General features: G+C 67.4%; 16 protein-coding genes. 14 read left to right on the top strand and 2 right to left on the bottom strand.

Going from position 1 to position 19,490, the window contains the following annotated elements; genetic code table 11:
- Positions 1-2 precede the first annotated feature (2 nt).
- The 7 genes from nuoL to TSB10GB4_RS21040 all read left to right on the top strand — a co-directional run bounded on the left by nuoL (position 3) and on the right by TSB10GB4_RS21040 (position 8,424).
- The gene (gene nuoL / locus TSB10GB4_RS21070) at positions 3-1,964 is read left to right on the top strand and encodes an NADH-quinone oxidoreductase subunit L (RefSeq protein ID WP_186387945.1); all 1,962 of its coding nucleotides are present in this window, start codon (positions 3-5) and stop codon (positions 1,962-1,964) included.
- A complete protein-coding gene (locus tag TSB10GB4_RS21065; RefSeq protein WP_186387946.1) occupies positions 1,964-3,475 on the top strand; it encodes an NADH-quinone oxidoreductase subunit M in 1,512 nt (503 codons plus the stop codon). The genes nuoL and TSB10GB4_RS21065 overlap by 1 nt, the downstream gene beginning before the upstream one ends.
- A gap of 22 nt (positions 3,476-3,497) precedes the next feature.
- The gene (nuoN, locus tag TSB10GB4_RS21060; RefSeq protein ID WP_186397337.1) at positions 3,498-4,952 is read left to right on the top strand and encodes an NADH-quinone oxidoreductase subunit NuoN; all 1,455 of its coding nucleotides are present in this window, start codon (positions 3,498-3,500) and stop codon (positions 4,950-4,952) included.
- Between the two features lie 2 nt (positions 4,953-4,954).
- Positions 4,955-5,761, top strand: a complete 807-nt coding sequence (locus TSB10GB4_RS21055) for a biotin--[acetyl-CoA-carboxylase] ligase (RefSeq protein ID WP_186397336.1) — start codon at positions 4,955-4,957, stop codon at positions 5,759-5,761.
- Positions 5,762-5,927: 166 nt separating this feature from the next.
- Complete coding sequence (locus TSB10GB4_RS21050; RefSeq protein ID WP_186397335.1) at positions 5,928-7,610, top strand: ribonuclease J; 1,683 nt, start codon at positions 5,928-5,930, stop codon at positions 7,608-7,610.
- A 91-nt stretch (positions 7,611-7,701) separates the two neighbouring features.
- Entirely contained in the window at positions 7,702-8,106 is a 405-nt protein-coding gene (mce, locus tag TSB10GB4_RS21045) for a methylmalonyl-CoA epimerase (protein WP_186397334.1), read from the top strand.
- Between the two features lie 48 nt (positions 8,107-8,154).
- Complete coding sequence (locus TSB10GB4_RS21040; RefSeq protein ID WP_186397333.1) at positions 8,155-8,424, top strand: DUF1467 family protein; 270 nt, start codon at positions 8,155-8,157, stop codon at positions 8,422-8,424.
- On the opposite strand, the gene TSB10GB4_RS21035 is transcribed toward TSB10GB4_RS21040, so the two are convergent.
- Entirely contained in the window at positions 8,370-8,711 is a 342-nt protein-coding gene (locus tag TSB10GB4_RS21035; RefSeq protein WP_186397332.1) for a hypothetical protein, read from the bottom strand. The genes TSB10GB4_RS21040 and TSB10GB4_RS21035 overlap by 55 nt on opposite strands.
- A 443-nt stretch (positions 8,712-9,154) precedes the next feature.
- Between TSB10GB4_RS21035 and TSB10GB4_RS21030 the strand changes: the two genes are divergently transcribed.
- From TSB10GB4_RS21030 to TSB10GB4_RS21010, 5 genes are all read left to right on the top strand, one after another.
- On the top strand, positions 9,155-9,820 hold the full coding sequence (locus TSB10GB4_RS21030) for a protein-L-isoaspartate O-methyltransferase (protein WP_186397331.1): 666 nt from the start codon (positions 9,155-9,157) through the stop codon (positions 9,818-9,820).
- Between the two features lie 584 nt (positions 9,821-10,404).
- A complete protein-coding gene (locus TSB10GB4_RS21025; RefSeq protein WP_371328926.1) occupies positions 10,405-11,787 on the top strand; it encodes a TolC family outer membrane protein in 1,383 nt (460 codons plus the stop codon).
- Positions 11,788-12,184: 397 nt separating this feature from the next.
- Positions 12,185-12,721: a PopZ family protein gene (locus TSB10GB4_RS21020; protein WP_371328925.1), complete on the top strand. Its 537-nt coding sequence runs from the start codon at positions 12,185-12,187 to the stop codon at positions 12,719-12,721.
- A 143-nt stretch (positions 12,722-12,864) separates the two neighbouring features.
- Entirely contained in the window at positions 12,865-15,723 is a 2,859-nt protein-coding gene (locus tag TSB10GB4_RS21015) for a valine--tRNA ligase (protein WP_186397328.1), read from the top strand.
- Between the two features lie 28 nt (positions 15,724-15,751).
- The gene (locus TSB10GB4_RS21010) at positions 15,752-16,285 is read left to right on the top strand and encodes a DUF2155 domain-containing protein (RefSeq protein ID WP_186387956.1); all 534 of its coding nucleotides are present in this window, start codon (positions 15,752-15,754) and stop codon (positions 16,283-16,285) included.
- A gap of 18 nt (positions 16,286-16,303) precedes the next feature.
- Here the strand turns inward: TSB10GB4_RS21010 and TSB10GB4_RS21005 are convergent, their stop codons facing one another.
- The gene (locus tag TSB10GB4_RS21005; RefSeq protein WP_186397327.1) at positions 16,304-17,200 is read right to left on the bottom strand and encodes an ATP-binding protein; all 897 of its coding nucleotides are present in this window, start codon (positions 17,198-17,200) and stop codon (positions 16,304-16,306) included.
- Between the two features lie 254 nt (positions 17,201-17,454).
- Between TSB10GB4_RS21005 and yajC the strand changes: the two genes are divergently transcribed.
- Entirely contained in the window at positions 17,455-17,790 is a 336-nt protein-coding gene (yajC, locus tag TSB10GB4_RS21000) for a preprotein translocase subunit YajC (RefSeq protein WP_186397326.1), read from the top strand.
- A gap of 76 nt (positions 17,791-17,866) precedes the next feature.
- On the top strand, positions 17,867-19,477 hold the full coding sequence (gene secD, locus TSB10GB4_RS23895; protein ID WP_186397325.1) for a protein translocase subunit SecD: 1,611 nt from the start codon (positions 17,867-17,869) through the stop codon (positions 19,475-19,477).
- Positions 19,478-19,490 lie beyond the last annotated feature (13 nt).

Below are 19,490 nucleotides of genomic sequence, written 5' to 3'. Positions count from 1 at the left end.
GGATGTACCAGCTTATCGTCTTTCTGCCCCTGATCGGCTTCCTGATCGCCGGCCTGTTCGGCCGGATGATCGGCGCCAAGGCGAGCGAATACATCACCTCCGGCCTGTTGATCGTCGCGGCGATCCTGTCGTGGATCGGCTTCATCTCCATCGGCTACGGCGACACCGCCGTGGTCAAGGAACCGGTGATGCGCTGGATGACCTCCGGCGCGCTGGACGTGGAGTGGACGATCCGCGTCGACACGTTGACCGCCGTCATGCTGGTGGTGGTCAACACGGTGTCCGCGCTCGTGCATGTCTACTCCATCGGCTACATGCACCACGATCCGCACCGGCCGCGCTTCTTCGCCTATCTGTCTCTGTTCACCTTCGCGATGCTGACGCTGGTGACCTCCGACAACCTGCTGCAGATGTTCTTCGGCTGGGAGGGCGTCGGCCTTGCCTCCTATCTGCTGATCGGCTTCTGGTATCAGAAGCCGTCGGCCAATGCGGCGGCGATGAAGGCCTTCATCGTCAACCGCGTCGGCGACTTCGGCTTCATCCTCGGCATCTTCGGCATCTTCGTCCTGTTCAATTCCACCGATTACGACGCGATCTTCGCCAATGCCCAGGGCTTCGCCGCCGGCGAGCCGCAGGTGGTGCTGAGCTTCCTCGGCTATCAGCTCACCCAGGACACGGCGCTGACCGTCACCTGCCTGCTGCTGTTCATGGGCGCCATGGGCAAGTCGGCGCAGTTCCTGCTGCACACCTGGCTGCCGGACGCGATGGAGGGCCCGACGCCGGTCTCCGCGCTGATCCACGCCGCCACCATGGTGACGGCGGGCGTGTTCATGGTGGCGCGCCTGTCGCCGGTGTTCGAACTGTCGCACACCGCGCTGACCGTGGTGACCTTCTTCGGCGCGACGACGGCGTTCTTCGCGGCGACCGTCGGCCTCGTCCAGAACGACATCAAGCGGGTGATCGCCTATTCGACCTGCTCGCAGCTCGGCTACATGTTCGTCGCGCTCGGCGTCGGGGCCTATTCTATCGCGATCTTCCACCTGTTCACGCATGCCTTCTTCAAGGCGCTGCTGTTCCTCGGCGCCGGCTCGGTGATCCATGCCGTGTCGAACGAGCAGGACATGCGCAAGATGGGCGGCCTCGCCAAGCACATCCCGCTGACCTACTGGATGATGGTGATCGGCACGCTGGCGCTGACCGGCTTCCCGCTGACCGCCGGCTTCTTCTCCAAGGACGGCGTCATCGAGGCGGCCTATGTCGGCCACAACGCCTTCGCCCAGTACGGCTTCTGGCTGACGGTCGTGGCGGCGGGCCTGACCTCGTTCTACTCCTGGCGCCTGGCCTTCATGACCTTCCACGGCAAGCCGCGCGCCTCCGTCGACGTGATGAAGCATGTGCACGAGAGCCCGCTGGTGATGACCGTGCCCCTGATGATCCTCGCGGTCGGCGCGGTGTTCGCGGGCCTTGTCTTCGCCGGTGTGTTCATGGGCGATGGCTATGAGGGCTTCTGGAAGGGGGCGCTGTTCACCTCCGAGGAGAACCACATCCTGCACGACATCCACGAGGTGCCGCTGTGGGTGAAGGCCTCGCCCTTCGTGATGATGGTCGGCGGGTTCGCCGTCGCCTGGCTGTTCTACATCCGCTCGCCGGAGATCCCGCGGCGGCTCGCCGAGCGTCACGACGGCCTGTACCGCTTCCTCTTGAACAAGTGGTACTTCGACGAGCTCTATGACGTGATCTTCGTCCGGCCCGCCATGTGGCTCGGTCGCCAGCTCTGGAAGAAGGGCGACGAGGCGACGATCGACCGGCTCGGGCCGGACGGCATCGCTGCCCGGGTCCAGGATGTCAGTTCCTGGGCCGTGCGCCTGCAGACCGGGTATCTCTATCACTACGCATTCGCCATGCTGATCGGCGTCGCCGCGCTGATCACCTGGTCCATGTTCTCCGTCGGGGGCGCTCACTGATGAGCAACTGGCCGCTTCTTTCGATCACGACCTTCCTTCCGCTGGTCGGCGTCTTCTTCATCCTGCTGGTCCGCGGCGAGGACGTGGGGGCGAAGGAGAACATGCGCCGCGTGGCGCTGATCACCACCGTGTTCACCTTCATCGTGTCGCTGTTCATCTGGGGCGGCTTCGACAAGGGCAATCCGGGCTTCCAGTTCCAGGAGAGCGGCGAGTGGCTCGGCGGCAGCATCGGCTACCGCATGGGCGTCGACGGCATTTCCATGCTGTTCGTCATCCTCACCACCTTCCTGATGCCCTTCTGCATCCTGGCGAGCTGGCAGAGCGTGCAGTTGCGCGTGAAGGAATACATGGTCGCCTTCCTGGTGCTGGAAACGCTGATGATCGGCGTGTTCTGCGCGCTGGACCTGGTGATGTTCTATGTGTTCTTCGAGGCCAGCCTGATCCCGATGTTCCTGATCATCGGCGTGTGGGGCGGCAAGCGGCGCGTCTATGCCAGCTACAAGTTCTTCCTCTACACGCTGCTCGGCTCGGTGCTGATGCTGATCGCGCTGATGGCGATGTACTGGGATGCCGGCACCACCGATATCCCGACGCTGATGGCGCATGGCTTCCCCGGAAGCATGCAGACCTGGCTGTGGCTGGCCTTCTTCGCCTCCTTCGCGGTGAAGATGCCGATGTGGCCGGTGCACACCTGGCTGCCGGATGCGCATGTCGAGGCGCCGACGGCCGGCTCGGTCATCCTGGCGGCGATCCTGCTGAAGATGGGCGGCTACGGCTTCCTGCGGTTCTCGCTGCCGATGTTCCCGCTGGCGAGCGAGATGTTCGCGCCGCTGGTGTTCACGCTGTCGGTGGTTGCGATCGTCTACACCTCGCTGGTGGCGCTCGCCCAGGAGGACATCAAGAAGCTGATCGCCTATTCCTCGGTGGCGCACATGGGCTATGTCACCATGGGCATCTTCACCATGACCGAGCAGGGCGTGCAGGGCGCGCTGTTCCAGATGCTGTCGCACGGCATCGTCTCCGGCGCGCTGTTCCTGTGCGTCGGCGTCATCTACGACCGCATGCACACCCGCGACATCTCCGCCTATGGCGGCCTGGTCAACCGGATGCCGTTCTACGCGGTGGCCTTCCTGATCTTCACCATGGCCAATGTCGGCCTGCCGGGCACCAGCGGTTTCGTCGGCGAGTTCCTGACGCTGATGGGCGCGTTCCAGGTCAACACCTGGGTGGCGCTGCTCGCGACCTCCGGCGTCATCCTGTCGGCCGCCTATGCGCTCTACCTCTACCGGCGCGTGGTGTTCGGCGCGCTCGACAAGGAGAGCCTGAAGTCGATCACCGACCTGACGCTGCGCGAGAAGGTGATCCTGGTTCCGATGATCATCCTGACCATCCTGTTCGGCTTCTATCCCTCGCCGATCCTGGATGCCACGGCCGCCTCGGTGGGGGCGCTCGTGACGAAATACCACGCCGCGATCGAGGCGGCCCACTCGACCGCCATGCTGGTGCAGTAAGGTCCCGAGGACGAAAGACGCCATGACCGCCTATTCCCAACTCCCGGATCTGTCGCCCGCGCTGCCGGAGCTGTTCCTCGCCGCAGGTGCGCTGGCGCTCTTGATGATCGGCGTGTTCGGTGGCCGCAGGATCACGCCTTACGTGACCGCGCTGTCGGTGGCGCTGCTGGCGGTGGCGGCGCTGCCGCTGCTGCTGCCGGCGCAGTTCGGCATCACCGCGACGACGACCTTCCACGGCGCCTTCGTGCTGGACGGCTTCGCCCGCTATCTCAAGCTGCTGACGCTGGTCGGCTCGGGCTTCGCCATCGCCATGTCGGTGGCCTTCGCCCGCAACGAGAATTTCGAGCGCTTCGAGTATCCGGTGCTGATCGTGCTGTCGACGCTCGGCATGCTCTTGATGCTGTCGGCCAACGACCTGATCACGCTCTATCTCGGCCTCGAACTGTCGTCGCTGGCGCTCTATGTGATCGCCGCCTTCAACCGCGACAGCGTCCGCTCCACCGAGGCGGGCCTGAAATATTTCGTCCTCGGCTCGGTCTCCTCCGGCATGCTGCTCTACGGCATGTCGCTGGTCTACGGCTTCACCGGCCAGACCGGCTTTGCCGCCATCGCCGCCGCCATCGCGGCGCAGGGCGGCTCCTCGCTCGGCCTGATCTTCGGCCTCGTCTTCATCCTGGCCGGCCTTGCCTTCAAGATCTCGGCGGTGCCGTTCCACATGTGGACGCCGGACGTCTACGAGGGCGCGCCGACGCCGGTGACCGCCTTCTTCGCGGCGGCGCCGAAGATCGCCGCCATGGGCCTCTTGACCCGCGTCGTCATCGAGGCGTTCGAGCCGGTGACCCGCGACTGGCAGCAGATCGTCGTCTTCATCTCCATCGCCTCGATGGCGCTCGGCGCCTTCGCCGCGATCGGCCAGAAGAACATCAAGCGGCTGATGGCCTATTCCTCGATCGGCCATATGGGCTTCGCGCTGGTCGGCCTTGCCGCCGGCACCAAGGCCGGCGTCGAGGGCGTGATGATCTACATGACCGCCTATCTGGTGATGACGCTCGGCGCCTTCGCCTGCATCCTGTCGATGCGGCGCAAGGAGGGCATGGTCGAGGAGATTTCCGACCTTGCCGGCCTGTCGCGCACCAACCTGCCGATGGCGGTGCTGCTCGGCATCCTGATGTTCTCGCTGGCCGGCATTCCGCCGTTCATCGGCTTCTTCGCCAAGTTCTACGTGTTCCTGGCGGCGGTCGAGGCGGGGCTCTATCCGCTGGCGGTGATCGGTGTTCTCGCCTCGGTGGTGGGGGCCTATTACTACCTGCGCATCTTCAAGGTGATGTTCTTCGACGAGCCGGCGCGCCAGTTCCTGCCGATGCCGGTGGAGCTGAAGTTCACCCTCGGCCTGTCGACCGCCTTCGTGGTGCTGTTCATCGTCTTTGCCGGACCGGTGGTGGAGATGGTCGGCGCGGCGGCGGGGACGCTGTTCTGAGCATGCTCGCCTTCGACGGCCGGGTTCGCGAGGTTGCCGGCGTCGCGGGATACCGCGTTGCCGCCCATGCGGAGCTTGGGTCGACCAACAGCGCGGCCCTGGCCGCGGCAGGCGAGGGCGATCCGGGAAACCTCTGGGTCCTTGCCGGCCGCCAGACCTCGGGCCGGGGCCGGCGGGCGCGGCCCTGGGTGTCTGAGCCGGGCAATCTCTATGCCTCGCTGCTGACCATCGATCCGATGCCGGCGGAGCGCATCGGCCAGTTTCCGCTGGTCGCGGCGCTGGCGCTCGCCGAGGCGGTCGACGCGATGACCGGCTCCTATGGGCTGGTCCGGCTGAAGTGGCCGAACGACCTTTTGGTGGACGGCGCCAAGATCTCCGGCATCCTGCTTGAGGCGACACTGCTTGCGGACGGGCGGCGTGCGGTGGTATGCGGCTTCGGGCTCAACCTTGCGCATCATCCGGAGCTGCCGGACTACAATGCGGCGAACCTTGCCGGGCTCGGCTTTCCGGTCCACCTCGAGCGGGCCTTCGCCGCGCTCGCGGCGAGCGTCGAGCGCTACATGATGCGCTGGCGCGAGGAGCCGTTCTCGCTGTGCCTCGACGACTGGCGCCGCCGGGCTGTCGGCATCGGCGCGCCGATCCGGGTGCGGCTGGAGGACCGGGAGCTCAACGGGATTTTTGCCGGGCTCGACCCGGACGGGCGGCTGGTGCTGGAAGCCGGCGACACGAGGCAGACGATCGCCGCCGGCGACGTCTTCTTCGATGGCGCGGCGCTTCGCACCTCCGCCGCCGGCAGAACGGCCGGCTGACGACGAGATTGCAGGCGGGCCTGTCGCGGAAGCCCTGCCGGTGAACTGTCCCGCGAGACCAGGCTGTCCGCATCCGGCGGATGGTCCATATCGGCATTTTGGAAGACCGGCGGCAGGGCGCGGATCCGCAAGGACGGCCGCTGTCCGATCCGGACAGGAGTATGGAATGGCGGCCAAAAAGGCGGCAGACCCCAACGAACTCGTTTTTGTCGCGCTCGGCGGCCTCGGTGAGATCGGCATGAACATGGCGCTTTACGGCTTCGGCCCGGCCCATGATCGCCGCTGGCTGATGGTCGACTGCGGCGTCACCTTTGCCGGGCCGGACCTTCCCGGCGTCGACATCGTCGTGCCGGACATCCGCTTCATCGAGGAAGAGCTCGACCGGCTCGACGGCATCGTCATCACCCACGCGCATGAGGACCATTACGGCGCCATCGTGCATCTGTGGCCGCGGCTGAAGGCGCCGCTCTACATGACCGCCTTCACGGCGGCTCTGCTGGAGGCGAAGGCGGCAAGCGAGCCGGGCGCCGGCAAGATCCCGGTGACGGTGGTGGAGCAGGGCGCGCGGGTGGAGATCGGCCCGTTCGAGGTCGAGTTCGTCGCCATGTCGCACTCGATTCCCGAGCCCTGCGCGCTGGCGATCCGCAGCCCGGCCGGCACGGTGCTGCATTCGGGCGACTGGAAGATCGACCCGACGCCGGGCATCGGCAAGCCGATCGATACCGAGCGGCTCGCCGAGATCGGCCGCGAGGGCGTCGTCGCACTGATCTGCGACAGCACCAACGCGCCGCGCGAGGGATCGAGCCCGAGCGAGGCGGACGTCGCCACGGGGCTTGCCAAGGTGATCCGCAAGGCGAAACGCCGCGTCGCGGTGACCACCTTCGCCTCCAACGTCGCGCGCATCCGCTCGGTCGCGCTCGCCGCGCAGCAGGCCGAGCGCGACGTGGTGGTGATGGGCCGCTCGATGCAGCGGACCATCGAGGTCTCGCGCGAACTCGGCTATCTCGACGACCTGCCGGCCTTCCTTTCCGAGGATGCCTACGGCTACCTGCCGCCCGAGCGGGTCCTGCTGCTGATCACCGGCAGCCAGGGCGAGGAGCGGGCGGCGCTCGCCCGCATCGCCGCCGGCGACCATCGCAACGTGGCGCTGTCGAAGGGCGATATGGTGATCTTCTCCTCGCGCACGATCCCCGGCAACGAGAAGGCGGTGGGGGCGATCGCCAACCGGCTGGCCGAGGCGGAGGTGGAGATCGTCACCGACCGCGACGCGCTCGTCCATGTGTCCGGCCATCCGCGCCAGGACGAGCTGGTCCAGCTCTACGACCTGGTCAAGCCGAAGGCGCTGATTCCCGCCCATGGCGAGGCGGTGCACCTGAAGGCGCACCGGGACCTGGCGCTGCGCTACGGCATCAAGAACACGCTGATCGCCCGCAACGGCGACATTGTCCGGCTGGCGCCGGGCAAGCTGACGGTGGTGGACGAGGTGCCGACCGGCATCACGGTCAAGGACGGGCTGCTCTATGGCGACCCGGAGGAGATGGGCGTCAACGAGCGGCGCAAGCTGTCCTTCGCCGGCGCCGTCACCGTCTGCGTCGTGATCGATGCCAAGGGCACGCTGATCGGCGAGCCGATGGTGTCGCTGTTCGGCCTGCCGGAGACCGACCGCGACGGCGACGACCTGGAGGACATCGTCATCGACGAGGTGATGTCGGCGCTGGACAGCATTCCGAAGAACCGGCGCAAGGACGACGATCTCGTCGCCGAGGCGGCGCGGCGGGCGGCGCGCGCGGCGGTGCGCGACTGCTGGGGCAAGAAGCCGCTGACCGAGGCGCTGGTTCAGCGCGTGTGACCAATTGACGGGTGGCGGGCGCGCCCGCCATGCGTCATGAGTGACGCAGCCGGCCGGTTGGCCGGCGCTCGTCTGTCGTGGAGGGAAGCTGATGATCGGACGCCTGAACCATGTGGCCATCGCCGTGCCGGACCTTGCGGCGGCGACCGCCACCTATCGCGACACGCTGGGCGCGCGGGTGTCGCAGCCGCAGGCCGAGCCGGACCACGGCGTGACGGTGGTGTTCATCGAGCTGCCCAACACCAAGATCGAGCTGCTGGAAGCGCTTGGCGACAACTCGCCGATCAATGCCTTCCTGGAGCGCAACCCCTCCGGCGGCATCCATCATGTCTGCTACGAGGTGGAGGACATTCTCGCCGCCCGCGACCGGCTGGTGGAAAAGGGGGCGCGGGTGCTGGGCACGGGCGAGCCGAAGATCGGCGCCCATGGCAAGCCGGTGCTGTTCCTGCATCCGAAGGATTTCAATGGTACGCTGGTGGAGCTGGAGCAGGTCTGACGACCGGCCGGCGCCGCGACGGCAACAGATCTTCGAAAAGGCAAGACGGTGTCTCTGGTATCCTCGCTCGCGATCTATTTCGTCATCTGGTGGATCATCCTCTTCGCGATCCTGCCGATCGGCGTGGTGACGCAGGAGGAGGGCGGAGAGGTGTCGCCGGGCACCGTGTCCAGCGCTCCGATGCGGCCGCAGCTTCTGCGCAAGGCCTTGATCACCACCGCCGTGGCGGCGGTGGTCTTCGCCGCCTTCTACTGGCTGAAGGTCTATTCCGGCATGACGCTGGACGATCTTCCGTTCAAGCCGCCAAGCAGCCGGTGACGGCGGCGCGGGCGCTGGCGCGGCAGGCGGCCATCCCGGCCATAGGGCCGGCGGCTCTTCAGCGCGATGGCGACGACGAGTTCGCGTTCGCAGTCCGGAATCAGCAGGGCCTTCTGCTCGCGGGTCAGGCGGGCGAGGTCGCGGCTGCCGAATCTGCGCGCGGCCAGCCCCTTGGCGAGCCGGATCTGGTCGTGGCGCCCCAGCTTCAGCAGCAACTGGTCGAAACGCCAGTCGATCGACCAGCCCGACTGCGCGGGCGTCTTGTCGTGCGGATCCCCAAACAGCATTGACGCGCTCCCTCGGGGCGGCGACTCCAGGGGTAAGGCGAAACCGGTCCGCGAACCGGCCGCCTGTCTGCGCCCTGACTGCCTGCGCCCTGACTGCCTGCGCCCTGACTGTCGGCGCCCTGACTGTCGGGGCCCTGACTGTCGGGGCTCTCAGTTCGAGCCCTGTTCTTGCCCTCGAATATCGATGTTCGACGGCCGATACCGCGGGGGTGTTGCGGAGATCGGTGCGCCGGCTTGTCTGTTTTCTATCTTCGGTTGCAGGGCGTGATCGCATCGTTATGACGCGGGGGACGAGGAAGGCGGACTGCGGCGCGCGTGCGGCTTGTCAGGCGCGCCGGACCCCGGTAAGGAACCGCATGAGGAGTTCCGGGCTCGGCGATACGGGCGTTGAGGCCGCTGGCGTGCCGCAAGCGGGCCGGCCCGACAATGCGAAGAGGCGTGCAATGGGCGATTACGAGCAGGTCCGCACCCATATGGTGGACAACCAGCTACGGACCAACGACGTCACCGACCTGCGGGTTCTTGACGCCATGGAGAGCGTGCCGCGCGAACGCTTCGTGCCGGCCTCCCGGCGCTGCATCGCCTATAGCGACCAGGACGTCCTCGTTGCCGGCGAGGGGAGCGCAAGCCGCTACCTGATGAAGCCGCATGTCTTCGGCAAGTTGGTGCAGCTCGCCGCCGTCCAGCCTGGCGAAGTCGTGTTGTGCGTCGGCTGCGGCACCGGCTACAGCGTCGCGGTCTTCGCGCAACTGGCGGGCTCCGTGGTCGGCCTCGAATCGGACAGCGCGGTCGCGGCGGCCGCGTCCGAACTGCTGGTCGAACTCGGGATCGAGAACGCCGCGGTGATCGAGGGCGACCTCGTCAAGGGCGGCGCTTCCGAGGGGCCCTATGACGTGATCTTCGTCGACGGCGCCATCGAGGTGCTGCCGGAGGCGCTGACGGCGCAGCTCAAGGATGGCGGCCGGCTGGTGGCGGTGCGCGGCCTTGGCGGTGCGGGCCAGGCCGAGCTCCATGTCCGCTCCGGGGATGCGGTTTCCGGGCGCTTCGCCTTCAATGCCTCGGCCCGGCTGCTGCCTGGCTTCGCGCGGGAGAAGACTTTCGTGTTCTGACGGGGTTCTACCGACCTTCGTGAGCAGTCTGAGGCCGCGCCGGACGGATGTCCGCGCGGCCTTTTCGTTTGCCGCTTTCCCTTGCCGCTTTCCCTTGCCGCCTTTTCCCTTGCCCCCCTTTTCGCTTGCCCCTGCGTGATTTTCCGGCACATGTGTTGCCAAGAGGTCGCATTCGGCCGCGAATGCGCCTTTCGTTACTTTTCGGCGGTTGTGTCGCGCCGGACTGGAGATAACAGTACACATCCGACTGACGACTGGCGCGAAAGGTCAGATGATCGGTCTGCCTTGGCTCGCCTGCTGCGGGAGGGGCTGACGGGTGCAGGACCGGAAGCGACGGCGGCACGACGGCCGACGACAGGAACGGCAATAAAAACAAGAACAACAACAGAAGATGACTGAGGCCGGAACACCAGCGGCCGCAACGAACGGGGATCGATAAGCGACGCAGGCCCATGGGGCCGGAACGTCGCGGATCCCGACAGGCAGAGGCAAATGGGCCGCGAGCAGGGATCGCGGAACCGGCGTCAAACACAGGTCGGCCGTCGGCACGGGTGCCGGTGCGGCCGCCGCGGAGTTGTACAGGGGTGTTCAAGGTGAAGCGGACGGGTTCATGGCTCTTCGCGGCCGCGCTTGCGGCGGCAGTCGCTGGCGTTCCCGCGACGGCGCAGGCGCAGTCGATCGACGACGCGCTGGCGCAGGCTTATTCCGACAATCCGACACTGAACGCGGCGCGGGCGGCGCTGCGTTCGGTCAATGAGTCGGTGCCGCAGGCACTGTCCGGTTGGCGGCCGCAGATCTTCGGCCGGATCGACGTCGGCTCGCAATATTCCCACACCGATCCGGGCGGCTCGCGCTACAGGAACACCGCATCGGCCGGCATATCGCTGTCGCAGGCGCTGTTTCGCGGCTTCCGCACGGTGAATTCGGTTCGCCAGGCCGAGGCCGTGGTGCGGGCCGAGCGCGAGAGCCTGCGGGCGACCGAGCAGGCGGTGCTGCTGGATGCGGCCACCGCCTATATGGATGTGATCAGCACCACCGCCATCGTGTCGCTGCGGCGCAGCAGCCTTGCCTTCCTGTCCGAACAGGTGCGCGCGGCGCAGGATCGCTTCGAAGTGGGCGAGGGCACCCGCACCGACGTGTCGCAGGCCCGCGCCCGCTATTCGGAGGCGCAGTCCGACCTCAACCTGGCGCTGGCCAATGTCAACAGCGCCCGCGCCATCTATCGCCAGGTGGTCGGCTCCGACCCCAAGTCGCTGTCCGCCCGCACCTCGATCTATGGCCGCCTGCCGCGCACGCTCGACGAGGGGCTGAAACTCAGCGACAGCAATCACCCTTCGATTCTCGCGGCGCAGCATCTGGTCGATGCCGGCACCTTCGGCGTCAAGACCATCGAGGGCGAGTTGCTGCCGACGGTGACGGTCGAGGCCGACCTGCAACGGCAGTGGCGTCCGCCGTCCTCGCCGACGACCGATACGGTCGACAGCGCCAGCATCTTCGGCCGGGTATCGATCCCGCTCTATCAGGGCGGCGCCGTCTCCTCCCGCGTGCGGCAGGCGAAGGAGGATCTCGGCCAGACCCAGATCCAGCTCGATGTCGCCCGCGACCGGATCCGCGCCAATGTGGTCTCGGCCTGGGGCCAGTATCAGGCGGCCCAGGCCTCGATCCAGGCCGGCGAGGACGCGGTGGCGGCCAACCAGCTCGCGCTCGAAGGCGTGATCGAAGAGCAGCGCGTCGGCCAGCGTACGACGCTCGACGTGCTGAACGCGCAGTTCGATCTGGTCAACAGCCGGGTCAGCCTGATCAGCGCGCAGCGCAACCGCACGGTCGCCGCCTATGCGCTGATTTCGTCGATCGGCCGGCTGACCTCCGACCAGATCGGCCTTGGCGTTGCCCGCTATGACGAGACTGCGCATTACAAGAAGGTGCGCAATAGCTGGTACGGGCTGACGACCCCGGACGGCCGCTGACCGGCGTCGGCCGGTCGACCGGATGAGGCGAAACGGGACGCCGCCCTCGCATCGCGGGGGCGGTTTTTCGTGCAAAGCCGGCCGAATCGGGGAATTGTTGGCCCGCACAGGTTCGCAGCGAGGGCCGCGCGGCACGCTCGTCCGTTTCCCCTCGCGGTTTAACAGGTTATAGTTTTTCGTGATCGACTCGGCAGTTCCGTCAAGGGCTGCGAGCCGATCAGGAGTTGCTTGGTCCCGGGGGCCGGGCTCAGCGTTGTCGAGTGCGGGGATCGATATGGCCAACGCCAGTCAAGCTCAAGAACCTTCAATGGAGGAAATCCTGGCGTCCATTCGCCGGATCATTTCCGATGAAGACACACCCGCAGGGGGGAAGGCGGGGGCCGAACCGGAGAACGATATGCCCGCTGCCGGCGAGGAGATGTCCCAGGACGACCTCGACAAACTGTTCGATTCCGCCGGCGACGACGAGGTCGAGGTGGAGATCGAGGCACCTGCCGCCGCCGAGGCCGAGGCCGAGGACGAGGACGAGGATACGGCCGACGATGTCCTGCAACTGACCGAGGACCAGGCGGTCGAGGAGACGGACGCCGACGGCTTCGATCTGGTCGAGGGGCTGGCCACCGGCGACGATATCGCCGGCGATGTCGCCTTCGTCGATCAGGCGCCCGAGCCCGAGCCGGCCCCGAGGTCCGCGCCGCGCGCTTCGTCCGAGCCCTCCGGCGACGACCTGCTGTCGCCGTCCGCCAACCAGGCGGTTCAGGCGGCGTTCCACAATCTCGCCGGCACGATCCTGTCCAACAATGCCCGCACGCTGGAGGATCTGGTCAAGGAGATGCTCCGCCCGATGCTGAAGGGCTGGCTGGACGAGAACCTGCCGCCGCTGGTCGAGCGGCTCGTACGCCAGGAAATCGAGCGGGTCTCGCGCGGGCGCTGACGCCTCGCGCCTCCTCCGCTCGATGCGCCGCCCACCGGGCGGCGTTTTCGTTTGCGCCGCCGGCCCGCCGCCGCGCGAGTGTTGACTTGGCGGCGCGCCAGCGAGTAACCACGCGATCAGTTCACAAATCCCCGGGAAAACCGATGCTCGACAAGACCTATGACGCTGCCACAGTCGAACCCAGGATCGCCAGGACCTGGGACGAGGCGGAGGCCTTCAAGGCGGGGGCCGGCGCCGAGCCGGGCGCGGCGTCCTATTCGATCGTCATCCCGCCGCCCAATGTCACCGGCTCCCTGCATATGGGCCACGCGCTCAACAACACGCTGCAGGACATTCTCATCCGCTTCGAGCGCATGCGCGGGCGCGACGTGCTGTGGCAGCCGGGCATGGACCATGCCGGCATCGCCACGCAGATGGTGGTCGAGCGGCAACTGGCCGAGCGGCAGCAGCCGGGCCGCCGCGACATGGGCCGCGAGGCCTTCGTCGAGCGGGTGTGGGAGTGGAAGGCCGAATCCGGCGGCATGATCATCAACCAGCTCAAGCGGCTGGGCGCCTCCTGCGACTGGTCGCGCGAGCGCTTCACCATGGACGAGGGCCTGTCCCGCGCCGTGCTGGAGGTCTTCGTCGGCCTCTTCCGGGAAGGGCTGATCTACAAGGACAAGCGGCTGGTCAACTGGGACCCGAAGCTGCTCACCGCGATCTCCGACCTTGAGGTCGAGCAGATCGAGATCAAGGGCAATCTCTGGCACTTCCGCTATCCTCTGGAGGGCGGCGAGACGTTCCAGGCGCCGGTCGCCTGGGACGAGGACGGCAACGCGACCGACTTCGAGACGCGCGACTACATCACCGTCGCCACCACCCGGCCCGAGACGATGCTCGGCGATACGGCGGTCGCGGTGAACCCGGAGGATCCGCGCTACAAGGGCCTGATCGGCAAGCATGTGGTGCTGCCGCTGGTCGGCCGGCGCATTCCCATCGTCGCCGACGACTATGCCGATCCGGATGCCGGCTCGGGCGCGGTCAAGATCACCCCGGCGCATGATTTCAACGACTTCGAGGTCGGCCGCCGGCATGACCTGCCGATGATCTCCGTGCTCGACCGCGAGGCGAAGGTGCGTCTCGCCGAGAATCCGGAGTTCCTGGCGGGCGTTGCCGAGAGCGCGGAGCTCTCCGAGACGATTTCCGCCTATGAGGGCTGCGACCGCTTCGACGTGCGCAAGCGTCTCGTCGCGCGGATGGAGGAGCTCGGCCTGCTCGACCGGGTCGAGCCGCACACCCACATGGTGCCGCATGGCGACCGCGGCGGCGTGCCGATCGAGCCGCTCCTGACCGACCAGTGGTATGTCGATGCCAAGACGCTGGCCCAGCCGGCGATCGCCAGCGTGCGCGAGGGGCGGACCAATTTCGTCCCGCGCAACTGGGACAAGACCTATTACGAGTGGATGGAGAACATCCAGCCCTGGTGCATCTCGCGCCAGCTCTGGTGGGGCCACCGCATCCCGGCCTGGTACGGCCCGGACGGCAGGATCTTCGTCGAGCGCAGCGAGGACGAGGTGCTGGCGGCCGCGCGTGCCCATTATGCCCGCGACGTCGAGATCCTCGAGATGGAGGCTGCGCTCGCCCGATGGGAGGCCGGCGGGGAGGGAGGCGCGGTCGCGCTCTACCGCGACGAGGACGTGCTCGACACCTGGTTCTCCTCGGCGCTGTGGCCGTTCTCGACGCTCGGCTGGCCGGACAAGACGCCGGAGCTCGCCAACTACTACCCGACGAGCGTCCTGATCACCGGCTTCGACATCATCTTCTTCTGGGTCGCCCGGATGATGATGCTCGGCGACCACTACATGAAGACCGAGCCCTTCCACACGGTCTATATCCACGCCCTGGTCCGCGACGAGAAGGGCCAGAAGATGTCGAAGTCGAAGGGCAACGTCATCGACCCGCTCGCCCTGATCGACGAGTATGGCGCCGACGCGCTGCGCTTCACGCTGGCGGCGATGGCGGCGCAGGGGCGCGACATCAAGCTCGCCACCGGGCGCGTCGCCGGCTATCGCAACTTCGTCACCAAGCTGTGGAACGCCGCCCGCTTCGTCGAGATGAACGGCGGCACGCGGCCCGCCGGCTTCGATCCGGCCGGCGTGCGCGAGACCGTCAACCGCTGGATCGTCACCGAGACCGGGCGCTGCATCACCGAGGTCACCGAGGCACTGGAGGGCTTCCGCTTCAACGAGGCGGCGGGCGCGGCCTATCGCTTCGTCTGGAACACCTATTGCGACTGGTATCTGGAGCTGGCCAAACCGATCTTCGGCGAGGGCAGCGCGGAGGCGCGGGACGAGGCGCGCGCGACCGCCGCCTGGGTGCTCGACGAGATCCTCAAGGTGCTGCATCCGTTCATGCCGTTCATGACCGAGGAGTTGTGGGCGCGCGCCGTCGAAGGCGAGGGCGAGGGCGAGGCCGGGGCCGCGCGGGCGCGGCTGCTGGTCCACACCCGCTGGCCGGTGTCGCCCGGCGGCGACCAGACGTCGGCCGCCGAGATCAACTGGCTGGTGGACCTCATCACCTCGATCCGCTCGGTGCGGGCGGAGATGAACGTGCCGGCCGGCGCCCGCGTGCCGCTGGTCGTCACCGGCGCCAGCGAGGTGACGCGGCAGCGGCTTGCCACCCACGAGGCGGCGCTCCTGCGGCTGGCGCGGGCCGAGAGCGTCACGCTCGCCGATGCGCCGCCGCGCGGCTCCGTGCAGATTGTCAGTGGAGAGGCGGTGTTCTGCCTTCCTCTCGCCGATTTCATCGATCTTGGTGCCGAGGCGGCCCGGCTTGCCAAGGAGGAAGCCAGGCTGGACGGCGAGGTCGCCCGGATCGACAAGAAGCTCGGCAATCCGGCTTTCGTCGCCAAGGCGCCGGAAGAGATCGTCGTCGCGGAACAGGAAAAGCGGGCGGAACTCGTGGAGTTGCGCGACAAGGTGGTCGAGGCGCGCAAGCGGCTGGCCGACCTGTCGCACGCGTGATCGGGCAAGCTGAGCGGGGAACGTGCGGATGAAGCTGGCTGCGGAGTTGCGGAGCCTTCTGCCCGGTATGGCGGGCGCGGCGATGGTGCTGGTGGCGGGCCTGTCGCCGGCTGCTGCCGACAAGATCGAGAATCCGGTGGCGGTGTTCTCCGGCCTCGACAAGATCACCGGCCGCATCATCAGCTTCGACGTCTATATCGGCGAGACGGTGCAGTTCGGCGCGCTGCAGGTGACGCCGCGCCAGTGCAACACCCGGCCCGAGACCGAGGCGCCGCAGACCACCGCCTTCGTCGAGGTCGACGAGATCACGCTCAACAACGAGGTGCGGCGGATCTTCACCGGGTGGATGTTCGCGGCGAGCCCCGGCCTGCACGCGGTCGAGCACGCGGTCTATGACGTGTGGCTGACCGACTGCAAGCAGTCGTCCACCGTTGCCCCGCCGGCCAATTACAGCGGCCCGCCGATCTCGGCGGAAGCGGCGGCCGGCGAGGATCCGCTGGCCGGCACCAAGCCGGAGCTCGGCCCCGGCGAGGTGCTTCCCCGGCTCAAGCCGCCGATGTGAGGGCGGCCCGGATCTCCGTCAGGCGAGGCTGCGGCCCAGCCGGCCGGCGAGGTCCTGGATGAACTGGAAGGCGACGCGGCCCGAGCGGCTGCCGCGGGTCGTCGCCCATTCCAGCGCCTCGGCGCGCAAGCTCGCGGGGTCGTAGTCGAGGCCGTAGTGCCGGACATAGCCCTCGATCATCGCCAGGAACTCGTCCTGGCTGCATTTGTGGAAGCCGAGCCACAGGCCGAAGCGATCCGACAGCGACACTTTCTCCTCCACCGCCTCGCTCGGATTGATCGCGGTCGAGCGCTCGTTCTCGATCATGTCGCGCGGCAGCAGGTGGCGTCGGTTGGAGGTGGCGTAGAACAGCACCGTCTCGGGCCGGCCCTCGATGCCGCCGTCGAGCGCGGCCTTCAGCGACTTGTAGGAGGCATCGCCGCTGTCGAAGCTGAGATCGTCGCAAAAGACGATGGTGCGGTGGCCGCCGGCCTTCACCAGCTTCATCAGGGCGGGCAGGCTCTCGATGTCCTCGCGGTGGATCTCGATCAGCTTCAGCCGTTCGGCCGCGCCCCGGCCGGCGAGGGCGGCGTTGACATGGGCATGGCTCGCCTTGACCAGCGACGACTTGCCCATGCCGCGCGCGCCCCACAGCAGCACGTTGTTGGCGGCAAAGCCGCTGGCGAAGCGCATCGTGTTGTCGACGAGCTGGTCGCGGGCCCGGTCGACGCCCTGCAGCAGGTCGATATCGACCCGGTTGACCTTCTCCACCGGCTCCAGGGAGCTCGTGTCGGCCTGCCAGACGAAGGCGTCGGCGGCGGCGAAGTCGGGGGCGGGGCGGGCCGGCGGCACCGCGCGCGAGATCAGCTCGATGAGCGTGTCGAGGCGGCTGGCGAGTTCGTCGACCTGGGTCTTGTACTGCTGAGCGGGATCCATATCTGTGCCATTGGTGTTTGTGATGGGGCCTGCCGGGTCGAGACGGCCGGCAGCGCAGGTGCGGGGGAGTTTCCTAGCACGGGGCAGGGCCGCGCCAAAGCCGGGAAACACCGGCGGAAGCAGGCCGCGAACCGCGCGGTTCGTCTTGCAAAGACCGGCGCGACTTGTATAGTCCGCGCGACTTTCGTTCAGTCGCCAGCCTAGGGGATTGTCCGCGAATGCGCGCGGCCTCCGGGGCGGCAAGGGAGATGTACATGCTGATTTCACCCGCCTATGCCCAGGGAGCCGGCGGCTCCGGCACGCCCGACCTGCTGATGTCGCTGCTGCCCTTCGTGCTGATCTTCGTGATCATGTACTTCCTGATCATCCGGCCGCAGCGCCAGCGGATGAAGCAGCACCAGGAGCTGGTCGCGAACCTGCGCCGCGGCGACACGGTCGTCACCGCCGGCGGGCTGATCGGCAAGGTCTCCAAGGTGGTGGACGACGGCGAGGTGCAGCTCGAGCTCGCCGAGGGGCTGAAGGTGCGCGCGGTGCGCAGCATGATCACGGAAGTCCGCTCCAAGTCGGAGCCCGTCAAGGACAACGGCTGACCCGAGGGTCGAACCTTTTCCCAGTCCGGCGGGGCGCCAGCAGGCGGCCTGCCGGAACACCAGAAGCGGCACCGTCATGCTCTATTTCGCACGCTGGAAGATCGCACTGATCGTCCTCGTCATTCTCGCCGGGGCGATCACCACCCTGCCGAACTTCCTGTCGCCTGCGGCCTTGCGCGCGTTGCCGGACTGGTTGCCCTCCCGTCAGATCGTGCTGGGTCTCGACCTGCAGGGCGGCGCCTATCTGCTCTATGAGGTCGACCGCACCGACTATGTGCAGAAGCGGCTGAAGACGCTGGAAGGCGACATCCGCCAGAAGCTGCGGGAAGAGCCGCGCATCGGCTATACCGGCCTTGGCGTGCAGGGCGAGGGCGTGCAGGTGCGCATCCGCGATCTGGAGCGGCTACAGGACGCGCGCACGCGGCTGAACGAGCTGACCAACCCGCTGGTCACCAATCTTTTCGGCGGCCAGACCGTCAACGAATTCTCGATGACCGTCGCCGATGACGGGCTGGTCCGCTTCGCCTATACCGAGCAGGGCCTGGCGCAGCGCATCAGCACCATCGTCCAGCAGTCGATCGAGGTGATTCGGCTGCGCCTCGACGAATTCGGCACGACCGAGCCGAGCATCCAGCGCCAGGGCGAAGACCGCATCCTGGTGGAGGCGCCGGGCGAGGGCGATCCGCAGCGCCTGAAGGAGCTGATCGGCCAGACGGCGCAGCTCACCTTCCACATGGTCGACCAGTCGATGGCGCCGGAGCAGGCGCTGCAGAGCCGGCCGCCGGCCGGGACGATCGTGCTCTATTCGATGGACGATCCGCCCTATCCCTATCTGCTGGAGGAGGCGCCGCTGCTGTCGGGCGAGGATCTCGTCGACGCGCAGGTCTCCTTCGATTCGCGCAGCAACGAGCCGGTGGTGAACTTCCGCTTCAACACGTCGGGCGCGCGCACCTTCTCGGTCGTCACCCAGCGCAATGTCGGGCGGCCCTTCGCCATCGTCCTCGACAACGAGGTGATCTCGGCGCCGGTCATCCGCGAGCCGATCACCGGCGGCTCGGGCCAGATCTCCGGCAGCTTCACGGTGGAAAGCGCCAACGACCTCGCGGTGCTGCTGCGCGCCGGCGCGCTGCCGGCCAAGCTCTCCGTCGTTGAGGAGCGCTCCATCGGTCCGGGCCTGGGCCAGGATTCGGTCGATGCCGGCCGTATCGCCGCGGTGATCGCCGCCGCGCTGGTGGTGGTCTTCATGGTGCTCGCCTATGGCCGCTTCGGCGTCATCGCCGATCTGGCGCTGACCACCAACATCCTGCTGATCTTCGGCGCGCTGACGACGCTGCAGGCGACGCTGACCTTGCCGGGCATCGCCGGCATCGTGCTCACCGTCGGCATGGCGGTCGATGCCAACGTGCTGATCTTCGAGCGCATCCGCGAGGAATTGCGGGCCGGGCGCTCGGCGATCAGTGCCATCGACGCAGGCTATTCGCGGGCGCTCGGGACCATCCTCGACGCCAACATCACGACGCTCATCGCGGCGCTCATCCTGTTCCAGCTCGGCTCCGGCCCGATCCGCGGCTTCGCGGTGACGCTGGCCATCGGCATCTTCACGACGGTGTTCTCGGCCTTCACGGTGTCGCGCCTGCTCGTGTCGCTGTGGGTGCGCTGGAAGCGCCCGAGCAAACTGACGCTCTGAGCGCCGGGAGATA

The sequence above is a fragment of the Stappia sp. TSB10GB4 genome (genome assembly GCF_900185745.1).
Classification (GTDB): Bacteria; Pseudomonadota; Alphaproteobacteria; order Rhizobiales; family Stappiaceae; genus Stappia.
Note: the sequence above shows the minus strand (reverse complement) of the source record. Positions and strands in the feature narration are given on the sequence as shown.

Coding starts and splice junctions, on each gene's coding strand:
- TSB10GB4_RS21020 (WP_371328925.1), top strand. CDS start 12,185: ATGCCCGCTGCCGGCGAGGAGATGTCCCAGGACGACCTCGACAAACTG.
- TSB10GB4_RS21035 (WP_186397332.1), bottom strand. CDS start 8,711: ATGCTGTTTGGGGATCCGCACGACAAGACGCCCGCGCAGTCGGGCTGG.
- secD (WP_186397325.1), top strand. CDS start 17,867: ATGCTCTATTTCGCACGCTGGAAGATCGCACTGATCGTCCTCGTCATT.
- yajC (WP_186397326.1), top strand. CDS start 17,455: ATGCTGATTTCACCCGCCTATGCCCAGGGAGCCGGCGGCTCCGGCACG.
- TSB10GB4_RS21005 (WP_186397327.1), bottom strand. CDS start 17,200: ATGGATCCCGCTCAGCAGTACAAGACCCAGGTCGACGAACTCGCCAGC.
- TSB10GB4_RS21015 (WP_186397328.1), top strand. CDS start 12,865: ATGCTCGACAAGACCTATGACGCTGCCACAGTCGAACCCAGGATCGCC.
- nuoL (WP_186387945.1), top strand. CDS start 3: ATGTACCAGCTTATCGTCTTTCTGCCCCTGATCGGCTTCCTGATCGCC.
- TSB10GB4_RS21050 (WP_186397335.1), top strand. CDS start 5,928: ATGGCGGCCAAAAAGGCGGCAGACCCCAACGAACTCGTTTTTGTCGCG.
- TSB10GB4_RS21010 (WP_186387956.1), top strand. CDS start 15,752: ATGAAGCTGGCTGCGGAGTTGCGGAGCCTTCTGCCCGGTATGGCGGGC.
- TSB10GB4_RS21055 (WP_186397336.1), top strand. CDS start 4,955: ATGCTCGCCTTCGACGGCCGGGTTCGCGAGGTTGCCGGCGTCGCGGGA.
- nuoN (WP_186397337.1), top strand. CDS start 3,498: ATGACCGCCTATTCCCAACTCCCGGATCTGTCGCCCGCGCTGCCGGAG.
- mce (WP_186397334.1), top strand. CDS start 7,702: ATGATCGGACGCCTGAACCATGTGGCCATCGCCGTGCCGGACCTTGCG.
- TSB10GB4_RS21065 (WP_186387946.1), top strand. CDS start 1,964: ATGAGCAACTGGCCGCTTCTTTCGATCACGACCTTCCTTCCGCTGGTC.
- TSB10GB4_RS21030 (WP_186397331.1), top strand. CDS start 9,155: ATGGGCGATTACGAGCAGGTCCGCACCCATATGGTGGACAACCAGCTA.